The sequence below is a fragment of the Geodermatophilus tzadiensis genome (assembly GCF_003002915.1).
In the GTDB taxonomy this organism is placed as follows: domain Bacteria; phylum Actinomycetota; class Actinomycetes; order Mycobacteriales; family Geodermatophilaceae; genus Geodermatophilus; species Geodermatophilus tzadiensis.
This window is the reverse complement of the sequence record NZ_PVTG01000003.1, coordinates 284273-301866: the sequence shown is the minus strand read 5'-3', so window position 1 is coordinate 301866 and position 17594 is coordinate 284273. Positions and strand designations below refer to the sequence as shown.

The 17594-nt window shown below is 76.7% G+C and carries 18 protein-coding genes; 8 read left to right on the top strand and 10 right to left on the bottom strand.

What is annotated here, in order from left to right:
- Positions 1 to 38: 38 nt before the first annotated feature.
- The 4 genes from LY71_RS06695 to LY71_RS06680 form a co-directional block, all read right to left on the bottom strand.
- A complete protein-coding gene (locus tag LY71_RS06695) occupies positions 39 to 1712 on the bottom strand; it encodes an alpha-amylase family protein (protein WP_106276158.1) in 1674 nt (557 codons plus the stop codon).
- Between the two features lie 115 nt (positions 1713 to 1827).
- A complete protein-coding gene (locus LY71_RS06690; RefSeq protein WP_106276157.1) occupies positions 1828 to 2901 on the bottom strand; it encodes a TIGR03885 family FMN-dependent LLM class oxidoreductase in 1074 nt (357 codons plus the stop codon).
- A 59-nt stretch (positions 2902 to 2960) separates the two neighbouring features.
- Positions 2961 to 3620 (bottom strand): alpha/beta hydrolase, encoded by a 660-nt coding sequence (locus LY71_RS06685; RefSeq protein ID WP_146146069.1) that lies wholly within the window; start codon positions 3618 to 3620, stop codon positions 2961 to 2963.
- 4 nt (positions 3621 to 3624) lie between these two features.
- Positions 3625 to 4539, bottom strand: a complete 915-nt coding sequence (locus tag LY71_RS06680) for a MerR family transcriptional regulator (RefSeq protein ID WP_106276155.1) — start codon at positions 4537 to 4539, stop codon at positions 3625 to 3627.
- A 101-nt stretch (positions 4540 to 4640) separates the two neighbouring features.
- On the opposite strand from LY71_RS06680, the gene malQ reads away from it, so the two are divergent.
- From malQ to LY71_RS06665, 3 genes are all read left to right on the top strand, one after another.
- Entirely contained in the window at positions 4641 to 6530 is a 1890-nt protein-coding gene (gene malQ, locus LY71_RS06675) for a 4-alpha-glucanotransferase (RefSeq protein WP_106276154.1), read from the top strand.
- A gap of 101 nt (positions 6531 to 6631) precedes the next feature.
- Positions 6632 to 6940: a hypothetical protein gene (locus LY71_RS06670; RefSeq protein ID WP_245887721.1), complete on the top strand. Its 309-nt coding sequence runs from the start codon at positions 6632 to 6634 to the stop codon at positions 6938 to 6940.
- 63 nt (positions 6941 to 7003) lie between these two features.
- The gene (locus LY71_RS06665) at positions 7004 to 7207 is read left to right on the top strand and encodes a hypothetical protein (protein WP_106276152.1); all 204 of its coding nucleotides are present in this window, start codon (positions 7004 to 7006) and stop codon (positions 7205 to 7207) included.
- Positions 7208 to 7327: 120 nt separating this feature from the next.
- On the opposite strand, the gene LY71_RS06660 is transcribed toward LY71_RS06665, so the two are convergent.
- Positions 7328 to 8578: an MFS transporter gene (locus LY71_RS06660; RefSeq protein ID WP_245887720.1), complete on the bottom strand. Its 1251-nt coding sequence runs from the start codon at positions 8576 to 8578 to the stop codon at positions 7328 to 7330.
- A 38-nt stretch (positions 8579 to 8616) separates the two neighbouring features.
- On the opposite strand from LY71_RS06660, the gene LY71_RS06655 reads away from it, so the two are divergent.
- Genes LY71_RS06655 through LY71_RS06645 form a run of 3 tightly spaced genes read left to right on the top strand, consistent with a single transcriptional unit; the run spans position 8617 to position 10403 of the window.
- Complete coding sequence (locus LY71_RS06655; RefSeq protein ID WP_106276151.1) at positions 8617 to 9030, top strand: hypothetical protein; 414 nt, start codon at positions 8617 to 8619, stop codon at positions 9028 to 9030.
- A 46-nt stretch (positions 9031 to 9076) separates the two neighbouring features.
- Positions 9077 to 9916, top strand: coding sequence for a DUF998 domain-containing protein (locus LY71_RS06650; protein WP_211297184.1), 840 nt, complete (start codon positions 9077 to 9079; stop codon positions 9914 to 9916).
- A gap of 40 nt (positions 9917 to 9956) precedes the next feature.
- Complete coding sequence (locus tag LY71_RS06645) at positions 9957 to 10403, top strand: pyridoxamine 5'-phosphate oxidase family protein (RefSeq protein ID WP_106276149.1); 447 nt, start codon at positions 9957 to 9959, stop codon at positions 10401 to 10403.
- On the opposite strand, the gene LY71_RS06640 is transcribed toward LY71_RS06645, so the two are convergent.
- Both LY71_RS06640 and LY71_RS06635 read right to left on the bottom strand, forming a co-directional pair.
- Positions 10339 to 11364: a DMT family transporter gene (locus LY71_RS06640; RefSeq protein ID WP_211297175.1), complete on the bottom strand. Its 1026-nt coding sequence runs from the start codon at positions 11362 to 11364 to the stop codon at positions 10339 to 10341. The genes LY71_RS06645 and LY71_RS06640 overlap by 65 nt on opposite strands.
- A gap of 91 nt (positions 11365 to 11455) precedes the next feature.
- Entirely contained in the window at positions 11456 to 12220 is a 765-nt protein-coding gene (locus tag LY71_RS06635; protein WP_106276148.1) for an SDR family oxidoreductase, read from the bottom strand.
- An 88-nt stretch (positions 12221 to 12308) separates the two neighbouring features.
- On the opposite strand from LY71_RS06635, the gene LY71_RS06630 reads away from it, so the two are divergent.
- Positions 12309 to 13895, top strand: a complete 1587-nt coding sequence (locus LY71_RS06630; protein ID WP_245887719.1) for a UDP-N-acetylglucosamine 1-carboxyvinyltransferase — start codon at positions 12309 to 12311, stop codon at positions 13893 to 13895.
- Between the two features lie 72 nt (positions 13896 to 13967).
- On the opposite strand, the gene LY71_RS06625 is transcribed toward LY71_RS06630, so the two are convergent.
- Positions 13968 to 14726, bottom strand: a complete 759-nt coding sequence (locus tag LY71_RS06625; protein ID WP_106276147.1) for an SDR family NAD(P)-dependent oxidoreductase — start codon at positions 14724 to 14726, stop codon at positions 13968 to 13970.
- 144 nt (positions 14727 to 14870) lie between these two features.
- Here LY71_RS06625 and LY71_RS06620 point away from each other — a divergent pair, with 144 nt between their 5' ends.
- Complete coding sequence (locus tag LY71_RS06620) at positions 14871 to 15767, top strand: polysaccharide deacetylase family protein (protein ID WP_106276146.1); 897 nt, start codon at positions 14871 to 14873, stop codon at positions 15765 to 15767.
- Positions 15768 to 15774: 7 nt separating this feature from the next.
- Here the strand turns inward: LY71_RS06620 and LY71_RS06615 are convergent, their stop codons facing one another.
- Both LY71_RS06615 and LY71_RS06610 read right to left on the bottom strand, forming a co-directional pair.
- On the bottom strand, positions 15775 to 16806 hold the full coding sequence (locus tag LY71_RS06615) for a heparan-alpha-glucosaminide N-acetyltransferase domain-containing protein (protein ID WP_106276145.1): 1032 nt from the start codon (positions 16804 to 16806) through the stop codon (positions 15775 to 15777).
- Positions 16807 to 16838: 32 nt separating this feature from the next.
- Positions 16839 to 17582, bottom strand: a complete 744-nt coding sequence (locus LY71_RS06610; protein WP_106276144.1) for a DUF5995 family protein — start codon at positions 17580 to 17582, stop codon at positions 16839 to 16841.
- Positions 17583 to 17594: the final 12 nt, after the last annotated feature.

Genomic DNA, 17594 nt, shown 5'->3' with positions numbered 1-17594 from the left:
GCCGTCGTCCACGCGCGACCCGACGTCACGGACGGGCGTCAGAGCAGGCGGCGGCTGTCCTCCGCGACCACCCGCAGCCAGCGGTACCCGTAGCCGTCGAGGGTCAGCTCCACCGCGCCGCCGTCCCCCACCGGGGTCGACTGGGTGACCAGCAGGTCCTCCAGGCGGTGGGAGGCGTCGCAGCCCTCGAGGGTCAGCGGCACCACCCGCGGCTCCGGGCCGAGGTTGTGCACCGCGACCACCGTGCCGTCGTCCCAGGTGGACAGGTGGGCCAGCACCTCCGGGTGCGGCTGGTCGAGGACGCGGAAGGCGCCCCAGCCGAGCTCCGGCGACTCGCGGTAGCGACGGACGAGCAGCGTGACGAAGGAGAGCATCGAGTCCTCGTCGCGGCGCTGGTCGGCGACGTTGACGAACTCGGGCGCGAAGCCGCCGTCGACCACCGGGCCGGGCAGCCGGTCGGGGTCGGCCGTGGAGAAGCCGCCGTTGGGCCCCGACGTCCACTGCATCGGCGTGCGGACGGCGAGGCGGCCCTCGGCGGAGAGGTCCTCGCCCATGCCGATCTCCTCGCCGTAGAAGAGCACCGGCGTGCCGGGGAGGCTGAACAGCAGGCTGTAGACCATGCGGACCCGTCGCGGGTCGCCGTCGAGCATCGGGGGCAGCCGGCGGCGCAGGCCGCGGCCGTAGACCTGCATCCGCTCCTCGGGCCCGAAGGCGGCGAAGACCTCCTTCCGCTCGTCCTCCGTGAGCTTGTCGAGGGTGAGCTCGTCGTGGTTGCGCACGAAGGTGGCCCACTGGCTGTCGGGGTCGACCTCGGGGCGCGAGGTGAGCGCGGTGGCGAGCGGGCCGGCGTCGCCGCGGGCCAGCGACAGGTACATCGCCTGCATGCCGACGAAGTCGAACAGCATGGTCAGTTCGTCGCCGTCGTCCCCGCCGAAGAACTCCCGCTGCTGCTCGTGCGGCAGGTTCACCTCGCCGAGCAGCACGCCGCTGCCGGTGCGCCGGCCGACGAAGGCGCGCAGCGCCCGCAGGTACTCGTGCGGGTCGGGGAAGCCCTCGCTGTCGGCGCCGCCCTCGGTCTCGAGGAAGAAGGGGACGGCGTCGACGCGGAAGCCCGACAGGCCCAGCTGCAGCCAGAAGCCCATGATCTTGGCGACCTCGTCGCGGACCCGCGGGTTGGTGACGTCGAGGTCGGGCTGCTCCTTGTAGAAGCGGTGCAGGTACCACTCCCCCGTCGGCTCGTTGAACGTCCAGACCGAGTCCTCCTGGTCGGGGAAGACCACCTGGTCGCTGGTGTCCGGCGGCTCGTCGTCGCGCCACACGTAGAAGTCGTGGAAGGGGTCGTCGCGGCTCTGCCGCGCCCGCTGGAACCACGGGTGCTGGATCGAGGTGTGGTTGACGACGAGGTCGGCGATCACCCGGATGCCGCGGTCGTTGGCCGTGCGGATGACCTCGACCAGGTCGCCGTGGGTGCCCAGCCGCGGGTCGACGCCGTAGAAGTCGGTGATGTCGTAGCCGTCGTCGCGCTCGGCGGTCGGGTAGAAGGGCATCAGCCACAGGCAGGTGACGCCGAGGCCGGCCAGGTGGTCGATGCGCTGGGCGAGGCCGGCGAAGTCACCGCACCCGTCGCCGTCCCAGTCAAGGTAGGTCTCGACGTCGAGGCAGTAGACGACCGCGGTCTTCCACCACACGTCGGCGGTGTCGGTGATCTTCACGTTCGGATCCCCTCAGCTCGGGGTGGGCGGGACGTCGAGGTGGCAGTTCTTGCCGCCGGCACGCGCGGACACGCCGGCCCGGGCGGCACCGGGTGCCCTCTCGGCGGCGGCGGGGTCAGGGCGGGGTCGGGCGGCCCTCCGGCAGCACCGTGGGCGCCCCGGGCTCGGGCTCCTGCCGCGGGCGGCGCGGCCCGCCGGGGCCGTCGAGTGCCACGGCGGGCTCGGGCCGGGTGACGCCGAGCTGCGGCAGCACGTGCTCGCCGAACGCGTCGAGGAAGGGCTTCTGCTCCTTGCCCACGTGGTGCAGGTAGACCTCGTCGAAGCCGAGCTCGACGTACTCGGCCAGCCAGGCGGCGTGCCGGCCGAGGTCCGAACTCACCCGGACGGCGCCCTCGACGGCCTCCTGCGGCGTGTACGCGCTGGCCTGCTCGAAGGCCTCCGGGCCGTCGAGGTCCCAGCACAGCGGCGGCGGGAAGGTGTTGGTGAACCACTGGTCGTAGGCGATCTGCCTCGCCCGGTCCGGGTCGGGGTCCCAGCACAGGTGCACCTGCAGCACGAGCCGGCCCTGGCCGCCGGCGTCCCGGTAGGCGCCGACGAGCTCGCGCAGCGTGTCGTGCGGCTGGTTGATGGTGATGAACCCGTCGGCCCAGTCGGCGTGCCGGCGCGCGGTCGGGACGCTCATCACCGGGCCGATGAGCGCGGGCTGCTGCTCGGGCAGCGACCAGATCCGCGCCCGCTCGACGTCGACCAGCCCGCGGTGGGTGACCTCCTCGCCGGCCAGCAGGGCGCGGATGACGTCGACGCACTCGCGCAGCCGGGCGTCGCGCACCCGCTTGGGCGGCCACGGGGTGCCGGTGATCCGCTCGTTCATCACCTGCCCGCTGCCCAGCGCCATCCAGAACCGGCCGGGGAACATCGCCGCCAGCGTCGCCGCGCCCTGGGCGATGACCGCCGGGTGGTAGCGCTGCCCCGGCGCGTTGACCACTCCGCAGGGCAGGCCGGTGGTGGCCAGCGCCGCGCCCAGCCAGGACCAGGCGAAGCCCGAGTGCCCCTGGTGGGAGTTCCAGGGCGCGAAGTGGTCGGAGCACATCGCCGCGGTGAAGCCCACCTCCTCCGCGTGCTGGACGGCGGCCAGCAGCTCGGCCGGGTGGACCTGCTCGTGCGAGTTGTGGAAGCCGATCACGGTCACCGTGCGTGCCTACCGCAGCCGGGGGCCCGCGGCCACGGGACCGGGGTGTGCCGGAACGCTCAGCGCAGCAGGGCGGCCACCCGCGCGGGGTCGGTGGCCACGGCGAGGTGGGCGCCGCGGCCGTCCCCGGCGACCGGCCAGCCACGGTCCCGGGCGGCCGCGGCGTCCCCGTCGTAGGCCGGTGACAGGTGCACGTAGCGCGCCTCGGCGGCCAGGGGCGGCACCGGGACGCCGGTCGACCACAGGTCCGCCGGTAGCCGGTGCCCCTCGGCGAGGACGGCGGCCCGCACGCCGGCGTCGGGGACCAGCCCGGCCATCGCGTCGGGGCCCCACCACGTCGTCCAGTCGGCCACCCGGCCGTCGTCGCCCACCAGCGGCGCCACCCGCTCCCGCACGCCGGCCGGCCACCGCGCCGTCCCCGCGGCCGGCGGCAGGACCGCGTCGAGCCAGACCGCCCGGCGGGCGCCGGAGGCCTCGGCGAGCAGCGGGAGCGCGATGCCCGCGCCGGAGAACCCGACGACGACGTCCGCCGGCCCCACCACCGCGGCCCAGCGCTGCGCCCACCCGGCGGCCGAGGGACGCCCGGCCGCCGGGTCCGGCACGTGCGCCCGCAGGTCGGGGACGGCGACCGTGGCCCCGCCCGCGCGCAGCCGCGCGGCGAGCGGGCCGAGCACCGCGGGGCCGAGCAGCGGCGGGTGCACGAGCAGCAGCCGGTCCACGGCCTCAGGGTGCCGCACGCAGCGCGGCGACCCACCACTCGACCGCGGGCACCGACGGCTCGAACGGCGGCCGGCCGTGGAGCACGCCGAGCAGCTGCCAGTACCGCTCGACGCGGGCGTCGGTGAAGGTGGCCAGCCGGTCGGCGAGCGCGGCGCGGCGGCCCGGGTCGTCCTCCCGGCCGTCGTCGAGCAGCTCGGCCACCAGCGCCTCCGCGGCGGGGCTGCCCGGCGGCACGCCGTCGGCGAGCGCGCCGCGGCCCAGCGTCTGGAGGCGGCCGGCGTCGACCCCGGGGTCGGGGTCCTCCGGGCCGCCACCGGCACCGGCCACCGCCATCTCGCGCACCCGCGCCGCGAACCCGTCGTCGGCGACCAGGCGGGCCAGCTCCAGCCAGGCGGCCACCTGCTCGGCGGTCGGCTCCTCGGGCAGCTCGGCGGGCAGCGAGCGCATGGGCGCGGCCAGCCCGGCGCCGGGGGCGTCGTCAGGCAGGCCGGCGAAGGCGCGGTCGACGAATGCGTCGACGATCCGCTGCCGCTCGCGGGCGGACAGCGCGGCCAGGTCGGACACGATCCTCATCTCCTCGGTCGGGGTGCCGGCGTGCACGACGGCCTGCAGCAGCGTCCGGCGCAGCCGCAGCAGGCGGATCTCGGCGTCGAGGGCGCGCACGTGCTCGGCGGCGACGTCGGCCACGGTGCGGCGGGCGGCCAGCAGCTCGCGGACGGCGGGCAGCCCGAGCCCGAGGCCGCGCAGGGTGTGCACCAGGTCCAGGCGGGCCACGGCGGCGGCGTCGTAGAGCCGGTAGCCGCCGGCCGAGCGGACCGGCGGGTCGACCAGCCCGGCGTCGGACCAGAACCGCACGGTGCGCACCGGGACGCCGAGCCGGGCGGCCACCTCGCCGATGGTCAGCAGGACCCCCTCCACGGGCCCGACCCTGCACCCTCCACCCGCTGGAGGGTCCAGACGTAAGCGGCACCACTCCGTCCCCTGCTGCGATCACCCCCTCGGCCCCGGAGGATCGAGGGGTGACACGCACCCCCGACACCGACCGGTGGGGCATCGACGCCACCTGGCTCGACGCCCTGGACGAGGAACACGAGGTCGCCCAGGCCACCATCGAGCGCCTGCGGGAGGTGATCGGCGAGCCGCCGGAGGACCTCGAGCACCGGGCGCCCATCGTCGCGCGACCCGGCGACGTCCTCGAGGTCGACGAGGCCGAGGTGACCCTCGAGGACGGCTCGACCCGGCACGTGGACGGCGAGCTGCCCGACGACTTCCCGCTGGGCTACCACTGGCTGCAGGCGCCAGGCGGGCCGCGCCGCCGGCTGGTCGTCTCGCCCGGCCGGTGCTGGCTGCCCGAGGACCGCGCCTGGGGCTGGGCGGTGCAGCTCTACGCCACCCGCAGCCGCGGCAGCTGGGGCATCGGCGACCTCGCCGACCTGCGCGCCGTCCGCGAGATGGCCGCCGACCAGGGCGCCGGCTTCGTGCTGGTCAACCCGTTGCACGCCGTCGCCCCCACGCCGCAGCAGGAGGCCAGCCCCTACCTGCCGGCCACCCGCCGCTTCCGCAACCCCCTCTACCTGCGGGTGGAGGAGGTCCCCGGCGCCGACCGCGTCGACCTCGACGGCGACGCCGGGCGCGCGCTGTCCGACGGCGAGCTGGTCGACCGCGACGCGATCTGGGCCCGCAAGCGCGAGGCGCTGCGCCGCGTCTTCGACGCCGCCGGGCGCGACGAGCCCGCCTTCCCCGAGTGGTGGTGGTTCCAGGGGCAGAAGCTGCAGGACTGGGCCACCTGGTGCGCGCTGGCCGACGTCCACGGCCCCGACTGGCACACGTGGCCCGAGGAGCTGCGCGACCCGCGCGGCGAGGCCGTCGGCCGCTTCGTCGCCGAGCACGAGCGCGACGTCGCCTTCCACGCCTGGCTGCAGTGGTGCCTGTCGCGGCAGCTCGAGCGGGCCACCGAGGGCATGACCGTCATCCAGGACCTGCCGATCGGCGTGGCCGGCGGCGGCGCCGACGCCTGGACCTGGCAGGGCGTGCTCGCCCAGGGCGCCACGGTCGGCGCCCCGCCCGACGAGTTCAACGCGCAGGGCCAGGACTGGGGCTCCCCGCCGCTGGTGCCCTGGCGCCTGCAGGAGGCGGACTACGAGCCGTTCGTCGAGTCCATCCGCGCCACCATGGCCGGCGCCGGCGGGCTGCGCATCGACCACGTCATGGGCCTGTTCCGGCTGTGGTGGGTGCCCACCGGCGGCAGCGCGGCCGACGGCGCCTACGTCCGCTACCCGGCCGAGGACCTGCTCGACATCGTCGCGCTGGAGAGCCACCGGGCGCAGGCCGTCGTCGTGGGCGAGGACCTGGGCACCGTCGAGGACGGCGTCCGCGAGGCCATGGCCGAGCACGGCATCCTCAGCTACCGGCTGCTGTGGTTCGAGGACGACGACCCCACCGAGTGGCCCGCCGAGGCGATGGCCGCGATCACCACGCACGACCTGCCCACGGTGGCCGGCCTGTGGAGCGGCGCCGACCTCGAGGAGCAGCGGCGGTACGGCACGGGCACCGACGAGGAGCTCGAGCGCGGCCGGCGGTCGCTGCTGGAGCGGCTGCCGGGCGTGCGGAGGAACGCCAGGCCGGAGACGGCGGTGAGGCGGGCGCACGAGCTGCTGGCCCGGGCGCCGTCGCTGCTGCTGTCGGCCACCCTCGACGACGCCGTCGCCGAGCGGCGCCGGCCCAACGTGCCCGGCACCACCGACCGGCCCAACTGGTCGCTGCCGCTGCCGGTGCCGGTCGAGGACCTGCCGGCGCACCCGCTGCTGCAGGAGGTGGCCCGGACGCTGGGCGAGGGCGTGACCCGTACCAGCGACCCGGAGGAGGACGCCCTCGGCGAGCAGCCCGGCGGCGAGGCCCGCACGGGGTGAGACGCACGACCGGCGTGGTCCCTCCGCGGGCCCGCGCCGGTCGCGGCTCGACAGGGCCGTCGCGTCGAACGCGTGTTCGACGGGCGTGCCAGACTGCCGGGGTGGCTGGCGGGATGCACCGGGGCAGGTCACGGCCGTCGCTGGGCGAGCGGGCCGCCGACTCCGGCGTCCGACCGGCACCCGTCCCCGGGCCGGCGGCCGACCCGCCTCCGCGGCGGGAGGACGGGACCGGCCGGCACTGCTGGGTGCACGCCCCGCCCGGCGCACCCGGCACGGTGCCCGGGCTGCTCGTCGAGTGGCGCCAGCGGCCGGAGGGCTGGCAGGGCCGCGTCGCCTACGCCGTCCCCGGACCGCACGGGCCGGTGCTCGTCGAGGCCTGGCTGCCGGCGGGCTCGCTCCAGCAGCGCTGACGGGTTTCCCCCGTCACGGGACGGCTATGGGCTCCCGTGGACACCCGACCACGGAGGACCGCGATGACCACCCCACCCGACCGCCCGACCCTCGACGACGTCATGGACACCGAGGAGTCGGCACCCAGGACGCGCCAGGAGCACGGCAAGGCCGACCCGCGGCCGAGCGACGACGCGCTGCAGCACCGCACCGAGCAGGAGCGGCAGGCCGTCGGCTCCGACGACGCCGACCCGGCCGGCGCGGAGTTCCACGCCGCCACGGACTAGGAGGAGGACCTCCCTGCCCCCCACCGCTCGCACGCTCGCGGCGGGCCCCCTGCAGGGAGGCCGTTCCGGCATGTCACCGGGCGGGCTCCGGACGGCGGTCCGGCGCCCGCCCGCGCGCGGTCAGCGGCCCGGCAGGCGGCGGCTGCGACCGAGCAGCAGCGCGAGCACCAGCGCCCCGGCAATGCCGGTGCCGGCGACGGCGGCCGCGCCCGGCCAGCCAGCGTCCGCCCACGCCCGGCCGGCCACGGTGCCGCCCACCGACGAGCCGACGTAGTACCAGAACGAGTACAGCGAGGCGGCCTGCCCGACCGGCCGCTCCCCCAGCGCCGCCCGTGCCGCCACCCACCCGCTGGCCACCCCGTGCGCGGCGAAGAAGCCCACGGTGAGCACCGCCAGCCCCGCGACGAAGACCCCCAGCGGCTCGGCCAGCGTCAGCAGCAGCCCGCCGCCGGTGAGCACGATCGCCACCGGGACGACGACCCGCCGGCCCACCCGCTCGGCGAGCGCACCGGCCACCGGGGAGCTCACCGAGCCGAGCAGGTAGGTGAGGAAGACCAGCCCGGCCAGCGCCGGCGAGAGCCCGTACGGCGGCGCCTCCAGCCGGAAGGTGCCCGCGTTGTAGACCGCGACGAAGCCGCCCATGAGCAGCGCGGCCAGCCCGTAGAGGCCCAGCAGCACCGGGTCGCCGACGCCGCGGGCCAGCTGCTGAAGCACCGGCGTCCCGCGGGGCACCGGCACGAAGCGCCGCGACGCCGGCAGCAGCAGCCAGACCGCGGCCGTGCAGGCCACCGCCAGCCCGGCGGTCGCACCGAGCGCCGCGCGCCAGCCGCCCAGGTCGGCCAGCGCCCCGGCCAGCAGCCGGCCGCTGAGGCCGCCGATCGCCGTGCCGCCGACGAACAGCCCGATGGCCCGCGAGCTCACCGAGGCGTCGAGCTCCTCCCGCAGGTAGGCCACCCCGACGGCGGGCAGCCCGGCCAGCGCGAACCCCTGCAGCACGCGCAGCACCAGCAGCGGCTCCCACGCCGGCACCAGTGCCAGGAGCACCGCCAGCACGGTGGCCGCGGCCAGCGCCGCGCGCAGGACGGCGGTGCGCCCGACGCGGTCCGACAGCGGCCCCAGCACCAGCAGGCCCACGGCGAGCCCCGCCGTCGCCCCGGAGACCGACAGCGTCGCGGCGGCCGGGGTGACGGCGAAGGCACGGGTCAGCTCGGGCAGCAGGGCCTGCGGGGCGTAGAGGACGGCGAAGACGGCCAGCCCGGCGAGGAAGACCGCCGTCGACGCGCGGCGCAGCCCCGGCTCCCCGGCGCGGTGCCCCCGCGGCAGCCGGTCCGCGCCGCTCAGCGCCGCGGACGGGGTCGGCGGTCGGGGCACGGCACGCGGCCATCGTGCCCTGCTGGTGGGATGGGCCGGTGACCCGCCTGCAGCCCGCCGACGTCGCCTGCTGGGTGGTGAAGACCGCGCGCCCGCCCTCGGCCGTCGTCCCCGGGTGGCGGCCCGGCGAGGAGCGGACGGTCAGCCGCTGCCTGTACCGGTCCTACCGGCTCGGGCTGGTCGCGCCCGGGGACCCCTGCCTGCTGTGGCTCTCCGGCCGCGACCGCCCGGGCGTGCACGCCACCGGGGTGGTCGCGGGCGAGGTCGGCGAGGACGGGAGCGGGCCGCTGGTGCACGTGCGGCTGACCCTGCTGGCCGAGCCGGTACCGCGCGCCGACCTGCTGGCCGACCCCGGGTTCGCCGACGCCGAGGTGCTCCGGGTGCCCGCCGGCGGCAACCCCTCCTACCTGAGCCCCGCCCAGCACGCCGCCCTCCTCGCCCACCTCCCCTGATCGCGGCCGGCCGGCCCGGGGGGCTGGGACCATGGGGCGTGTGCCGATGAGACGGATCGCCTGGGGCGCGCTCGCCTGGGTGCTGACCCTGCAGTTCTTCGTCGTCGAGACGGTCGTGCAGCTCCGCGCCGGGCTGCCCTACTCGCGGTCGGCCGACACCATCAGCGCCCTCGGCGACGTCACCTGGCCCGGGCACACGCTGATGAACGCCTCGTTCGTCGTGCAGGCCGGGCTCATCGGCGCCGGCGCGGTGGCGCTGCTGCCGGCGCTGCGCGGCCGGGCGGCCCGCCCCGCGGTCGCGCTGCTGGGCGCGGCCGCGCTCGGCGTCCTGCTGGTGGGCGTCTTCCCCCGGCTGACCTCGCCGAGCCTGCACACCGCCGGCGCCGCCCTGTACCTCGTCGGCGGGGCGGCCGGTCTGGTCGCGCTGGCCTACGCCGTCCGCCCGTGGTCGGAGGCGGTGGGGACGACGCTGGCGCTGCTGGGCCTGCTCGGCGCCGCGACGACGGTCTTCTACGGCGCCGGGGTGGTCGGGCTGCTCGGCGCGGGCGGCACCGAGCGGGTCGCGGCCTACGTGGTCCCGATCGGCCTGGCGCTGACCGGGCCCGCGCTGTGGCGGCTCACCCGCACCCGCGAGGAGCCCGCGACCGGCCGGCCCACCCGCCGCCAGCTGCGCGCCGCGGAGCGCGAGCGGGAGCGGGCGGCGCGGGTCCGCCGGGAGGCCGAGCGCGACGACGCCCTGCAGGCCCTCGCCCGCCGGGCCGAGCCCGCCCCGGGACGCTCCCCCGCCGCGCCGCCGCCGGCCGACCCGCACGACGACCTCGCCGACGACCACGCCGACGACGACCTCGACCCCGACGACCCCTGGGCCGGCCCCCGCCGCCGCTGACCCGGTCGCGGTCGTCCCGCGCCCCGGCCACGATGGGCGCATGACCGGACCCACGATGGAGGAGCTCTCCGCCGACGAGTGCTCCCGGCTGCTCGCCACCCAGGAGATCGGCCGGCTCGCCGTCAACGCCGAGCACCACCCGCTGGTGTTCCCGGTCAACTACGCGGTCGACGGGACGACGATCGTCATCCGCACCGCGCCGGGCACCAAGCTGGCCGCCGCCGACCACGCCAACGTCACCTTCGAGGTCGACGAGATCGACCGGCGCACCCGCAGCGGCTGGAGCGTGCTGGTCCGCGGCGTCGCCGAGGAGGTCGGTCCCGGCCACCGCGCCGACCTGGTGGCCCGCACCGAGGCCACCGGCGTGCAGCCGTGGGCACCGGGCGAGCACGGGCGGTGGCTGCGGCTGATCCCGACGTCCGTCACCGGGCGGCGGATCGTGCCCGGCGAGCTGCCGCCCGCGGTGGACCCGCGCGCCTACCTCTGAGGAAGGACCTCCGCGCCCCGGCCGCGGGGAGGCCCGCGTCGGTCCCCTGCACGGGGGCCGTCCCGGCCGCTCCCCGGGCTGCCGCCGGGCGCACCCGGCCGCGGCTGCGGGCCAGCGCCACCCCGGCCAGGCACACCGCGCCCCCGGCCACGGCCGGCGCGGGCGGCACCTCGTCGAGCAGCAGCCACGACAGCAGCACCACCAGCGGCGGCACGAGGTAGGTGGTGACGCCCAGCCGGCCCGCCGGGACCCGCGCCAGCGCGTACGCCCAGGTGCTGAAGGCCAGCGCCGTCGGCACCACGCCGAGGTAGACCGTGCCGAGGACCGACGACGCCGGGGCGACGGCCAGCTCGGCCGCCAGCGCCCCCGACCACGGCAGGCAGCACACCGCCCCGACCGCGCAGGCCGTCAGCGTCACCTGCAGCGGCGGCAGCCGGCGCAGCACCGGCTTCTGCGCCACCACGCCCACCGCGTAGGTCACCGCGGCGAGCAGGCACAGCACGACGCCGAGCACGTCGGTGCGGCCGTCCCGGCCGGCGACGCCGATGAGCAGCACCCCGGCGAAGGCGACGACCAGCCCGGCGACCAGCCGGCCGGGGAAGCCCTCGCCGAGCACCAGGCCGGCGAGCACGGCGATGAGGATCGGCCCGGTGTTGACCAGCATCGCCGTCGTCCCGGCGTCGAGGTGCTGCTCGGCGGCGTTGAGCGCGACGTTGTAGACGCCGAACCAGCCCACCCCGCACAGCACCAGCAGTGCCCACTCGCGCCGCGTCGGGGCCACCCAGCCGCGCCCCAGCGACAGCAGCGCGAGCACCGCCGTCCCGACCAGCAGCCGGCCCAGTGCCAGCGCGCCGGGCGAGAGGTCCTGCCCCACCGCGCGGATGCCGATGAACGCCGACGCCCAGGCCAGCACGGTGACGACGACGGCGGCCAGCACCGGCACGGCAGGGGAACGGGTCACACCCGGACCCTAGGGACCGCCGGCCGCCCGGTGCCGGCGGTTGCCGGACGTGGCAGCCGCGGCGCGGAGATCGGCAGGAACGGCCCGGTCCCTAGGCGGAGAGGTGCTGGCCGCGGAGGTGCTCGGCGTAGGTGCGCCGGCCGCGGGCGGCCCGCGCGGAGGGCAGCACGCTCCCCTCGCGGAAGGCGGCGCTGAGCTTGCCGGGCAGCGGGGTGGACACCACGTGGACGTTCGGCTCGCGCGCGGCCGCCCACGCCCGGGCCAGGTCGGCCGCGGACAGCGCCTCCGGCCCGCCGAACTCGACGACGTCGCCCACCGGCGGCCCGCCGGCCACCTCGGTGAGGAAGCCGGCGGCCTCGGCGACGTCGACCGGGGCGGCCTGCCAGCCCATCGGCACCGGCAGCACCGGCCCGCGGCGCGCGGTGGCCAGCATCTCGTCGATGAACGGGTGGAACTGGGTGATGCGCGCCAGCGTCACCGGGAGCCCCGAGGCCAGCAGCACCTGCTCGGCGGCGAACTTGGCGCGGTAGTAGCCGAAGGGCACCCGGTCGACGCCGACGATCGAGACGTAGACCAGGTGCTGCAGCCGGTCGCGGTCGACCGCCTGCACCAGCCGGCGGGTGCCGGCGACGTCGACCTGCCACGGGTCGCCGCGCGGGTCGCTGGCCGCGTGCACGACCAGCTCCGACCCGCCCACCGCCGCCGCCAGGTCGCGCCCGGTCGCGAGGTCGCCGCGGACCCCGCCCGGACCCGTCCCGCGACGCGACATCTGCCGCACCTGGTGCCCGGCTGCCTGCAGCGCGGGGACCAGCGCGCGGCCGAGCTGACCACTGCCTCCGGTGACCAGTACCTGCACGCCCGACAGTGTGGCCGGGACCGGTCCCTCCCGTCCGCACGGCGCGCCCTGACCGACCGATTCCTCGTGGGCGATACCGTGGCCCCCCGTGACGTCGACCGACCCGACCCTCCTCACGCCGACGGCCGATGCCCCGACGCCCAGCCCCCTGGCCGCCGGCGCGACCCGGCGGATCGGCCTGCTGGTCCGCGACGCGCGCCGGCACCGCGGGCTGACCCAGCAGCAGCTCGCCGAGCGGCTGGGCACCAGCCAGAGCGACGTGGCCCGCATCGAGCAGGGCGGGCAGAACCTGACCCTCGAGCTGCTCGGCCGGCTCTCCGACGCCCTCGACAGCGAGCTGATCAGCGTGGGACCGGCCGGCCCGACCCACCTGCGGGTGACCGGCGGGACCCCGCTGCGCGGCAGCGTCACGGTGAAGTCGTCGAAGAACGCCGCCGTCGCGCTGCTGTGCGCCTCGCTGCTCAACCGCGGCCGGACGACGCTGCGCAACGTGGCCCGCATCGTCGAGGTGGACCGCATCCTCGACGTGCTGCGCTCGATCGGCGTCTCGGCCACGTGGGACGGCGCCGGCCGCGACCTGACCCTCGTCGTCCCCGACGAGCTCGACCTCGCCGGCATCGACGCCGACGCCGCCCGCCGCACCCGCAGCATCATCATGTTCCTGGGCCCGCTGCTGCACCGGGCGCGCACCTTCCGGCTGCCCTACGCCGGCGGCTGCGACCTCGGTACCCGCACCGTCGAGCCGCACATGATCGCGCTGCGCCCCTTCGGCCTGGCGGTCGAGGCGCACGCGGGCGAGTACCACGCCGCCGTCGAGCCCCGGGCCACCGCGCGGCGCACCATCGTGCTGACCGAGCGCGGCGACACCGTCACCGAGAACGCGCTGCTGGCCGCCGCCCGCACCGACGGCACCACGGTCATCCGCAACGCCAGCTCCAACTACATGGTCCAGGACCTGTGCCTGTACCTGCAGCTGCTCGGCGTCGGCGTCGAGGGCCTCGGGACGACGACGCTGACCGTGCACGGCCGGCCGGTGCTCGACGCCGACGTCGACTACACGATCAGCGAGGACCCGGTGGAGGCGATGAGCCTGCTCACCGCGGGCATCGTCACCGGCTCGGAGCTGACCGTGCGCCGCGCCCCGGTCGAGTTCCTCGAGATCGAGCTGGCCGTGCTGGCCGAGATGGGTCTGCGGTACACGCTCTCCCCGGAGTACCGCGCCGACAACGGCCACACCCGGCTGGCCGACGTCACCATCTCGCCGTCGCAGCTCAAGGCGCCGATCGACAAGATCCACCCGATGCCGTTCCCGGGCCTCAACATCGACCACCTGCCGTTCTTCGCGGTGATCGCGGCCTCGGCCACCGGCTCGACGCTCATCCACGACTGGGTCTACGACAACCGGGCCATCCACCTGTCGGACCTGACCCGGCTGGGCGCCGACGTGCGGCTGATGGACCCGCACCGCGTGCTGGTCACCGGCCCGACCCGCTGGCGCAGCGCCGAGGTGGTCTGCCCGCCGGCGCTGCGGCCGGCCGTCTGCATCCTGCTGGCGATGCTGGCCGCGCGGGGCACCTCGGTGCTGCGCAACGTCGACATCATCGCCCGCGGCTACGAGCACCTCTACGAGCGCCTGGTCGAGATGGGCGCCTCGATCGAGGTCTTCTCCGACTGAGGAAGGACCACCCCTCCCCCCACGCCTCGCTCCGCTCGGCGCGGGCCCCTGAGGGGTGGCCGTTCCCGTACGTCACCTCTCCTGGGCGGTGGGCCGGACCAGCACCTCGTTGACCGCGACGTGCGGCGGCTGGGTGACGACGTAGACGATCGCGCGGGCGACGTCCTCGGCCTGCAGCGGCGTCATCTCGGTGTACATGCGCTGCGAGGCGGCCTTCGCGTCGGGCTGGGTGATGTGGTCGGTGAGCTCGGTGGCCACCGCGCCGGGCTCGACCAGCGAGATCCGCACGCCGCTCGTGGTCACCTCCTGGCGCAGCGACTCGCTGAAGGCGTTCACCGCCCACTTGCTGGCGTTGTAGACCCCGGCGCCCTTGCGGGCGGTGCGGCCGGCGACGCTGGAGATGTTGACCACGTCGCCCGAGCCCTGCTCGAGCATCCCGTCGATCGCGGCGTGGGTCAGGTACATCAGGCCGAGCACGTTGGTGGACAGCATCCGCCGCCAGTCCTCGACGTCGGCGCCGACGATCGTGCCGAGCAGCATCACGCCGGCGTTGTTGACCAGGACGTCGAGGCCGCCGAGCTCCTCCCGCGTGCGGCGGACGGCGTCGCGGCAGGCCGCCTCGTCGGTGACGTCGAGGTCGAGGGTCAGCACCCGCGCGCCGTCGTCCCGGAGCTTGGCCGCCAGCGCGTCGAGCCGGTCGGCACGGCGGGCGCCGATCGCGACGGCGGCCCCGGCCGCGGCGAGCGCGACGGCGGTGGCCTCGCCGATCCCCGAGGAGGCCCCGGTGACCAGGGCGACCCTCCCGTCGAGCGGCCTGGTGCTGGCGGTCATGCGGCCCTCCTCCCGGTGCCGCCCGGTGCGGCCCCCCGGCCAGCCTGCGCCCGCCCGCGCGATCCGGCAGCGCGGACCACCCGGAACGAGACCGGGCGCTCCCGGTGGTTCCCAACGCCCCCACACCGGGTCTAGGACCTCCCCATGACGACGCGACGCGGGTTCCTCCTGGGCGCCGGAGCGGGCGCCGCCGGGCTGGCGGTCGGCGCCACCGGCGGCGCGCTCGTCGCGAGCCAGGACGACGAGGTGCGGCGCCGGGCGACGGCGCACGCCGAGGAGCGCTTCTTCGAGGCCGCCGGCGCGGCGGACGAGGGCGAGGGCGTGGCCCGGCTCGGCACCCGCCGGGTCGTCTGGAACACCACGGTCTCCGAGCCGGTCGCGGCGATCACCTTCGACGACGGGCCGACGCCGGAGTACACCCCGCGGATCCTCGACGCGCTCGACCGGGCCGGCGTCACGGCGACGTTCAACGTCATGGGCTGGAACGGCGTCCACCACCCCGACGTGCTGCGCGACGTGGTGGCCGCCGGGCACGAGATCGGCAACCACACCTGGACCCACCGGGACCTCACCACGCTCACCCAGCAGGAGACCCGGGAGGAGATGGTGCGCTGCAAGGACGAGGTCGAGGCCCTGCTCGGGCAGCCGTTCACCAGCTTCCGGCCGCCCCGCGGTGAGCTGACCGGCTACGCGCTGCGCATCGCCGCCGAGCTCGGCTACGACACCTTCATCTGGTCGGTCACCCGCGGGCCGGGGGACAAGAAGGAGGTCACCGAGATCGAGGACTACATGGGGCAGACGGTCGCCGCCGGGGACGTCCTGGGCCTGCACGACGGCATCGGCCGGGGCACCTTCGACCCGCAGGCCGCCTTCGCCGTCGCGCTGGCCGAGCGGCGCGAGCTGGAGGTGCGGGCGCTGCCGTCCGCGCTGCAGCAGGTCGCCGACCGCGGCATCACCCTGGTCAGCGCCAACCGGCTGCTCGAGCGCAGCACGGCCGAGCCGGTCGGGGGCAGTCCGCCGCCGGCACCCGACGGCGAGTGAGCGGCCTTCAGACCCGCACGACCACCCCGCGGCGCAGCAGCGCGGCGCACAGCGCCCACGTCGCCACGACGGAGAGCACCGGGTAGAGCCAGGCGGACACGGCCGCCCCGGCGACCGCGGTGACCCAGCCGTCGACCGCCGGCTGCACCGCGGGCGCGAGGAGCGCGCGGAACACGACCTCGGAGAAGACGAACGCGACGATCGCCTCGGTCCCCAGCACCTCGAACGGCCGGAACGGGCGCGTCACTCCCCGCTGGTCGACCAGCCAGTGCAGCAGCGCCAGCGCCAGCAGCGCGATGCCGCCGGTGACCAGCACGAACGAGGGCGACCACAGCCGCTTGTTCACCGGCACCAGGGGCGTGAGCGCCCACCCCGCGGCTCCCAGCGCGGCACCGCCCGCGATCAGCCGGACCAGGGCCGCCCGCCCCGGGCCCGACCGCAGCGCCCGCCCGGCGAGCACGCCGAGGAAGACGGTCACCGCGCCGCCCGGGTAGGAGTGCGGCGCCTCGGCGGAGAAGCGCAGGCCGAGGGCGGCGTCCCCGGCCTGTCCCCACGACCGGTCCGGGCCGTCGCCCAGGACCACCGTGAGGAGGCACAGCCCCGCCAGCACGCCGGCGGCGACGGGCACCTGCACCGGGCGGGGCAGCCGGAGCAGCGACCAGCACAGCAGGTAGGCCCCCGCGACGTGGCCGAGGACGCCCAGCCCGGCGGTCGGTGAGCCGTACTTGGCCGTGACGACGAGCCAGCCGAGGACGGCGAGCGTCGCCACCCGGGTCAGCGCGGCCCGGGGCCGGCCGGACCGCCGGGAGAACGGCACCGAGACACCCACCACCAGGAGGAAGACCGGGAAGACGACGTCGGCGACGTGCAGCCCGTCCCACGCGACGTGCTCGAACTGGTCGGGGATCGCGGCGTTGCCGCGGTTGTCGACGAGGAGCATCCCGACGACGGCGAGCCCGCGCAGCACGTCGACCCCGCGCAGCCGGGGTCGCGGGTGCACGGCGGCCGCCTCGTCGGGGACCCCCGGTCGCGCCGCCACGTCCCCACGCTAGGACCGTGCCGCCCCGGCCCTCACCCCTCCGGCAGCTCGACGCCGAAGCCGGACACGGCCAGCCGCAGCAGCACCGGCCCGCCGCGCTGCAGGTCGGCCACCCGTGCGGCGCTGACCTCCTCCAGCTGGGCCACCCGCCGCGCGAGCGCCTCCGGGCCGGCCAGCCGCGCCTCGTGCAGGGCCATCGTGTTGGCCCAGACCTTGCGCCGCGACTCCCGCAGCAGCACCCGCGCCGCGGTCCGGTTCGCCCCGGCCATCACCCGGTCGACCACGGTCCGCCGGGAGCCCGCGGCCTGCAGGGCGACGTCCTCGTGCGCCACCCGGCCGGCCAGGACGGCGTCGATCCGCTCGTGGTCGCGGCGCCGGCTCTCGGACACCGCGGGGTCGGCGAGGTCCGCCGGCCCGATGACCCGCACCAGCGACTGCGGCAGGTCGAAGTTGATGTGCGCGTTCATGCCGAGCAGCACGTGCCCCTCGGGCCGGGTCCGGGGGTCGGTGCCGAAGGCCGCCCGCCACGGCGCCGGGGGCGACGCCGGGTCGCGGCGGTGCGCCTCGAGGGCGTCGAGGTAGAACTCCGCGAAGTCGACGTCCCAGGCGGTCACCCAGGCCGGGTCCTCGAACAGCCCCCCGTCGATCGCGGCGTCCACGGCCTCGGTGGTGCGCAGGTAGGTGCCGAGGAAGAACCGGCCGGGGTCGCCGTCGGCCTCGAGCTCATCGAGCAGCGCCCGCATCCGGCCGACGAGCTCCTCCACCGGTGCGGTCACCCCGCAGATGCT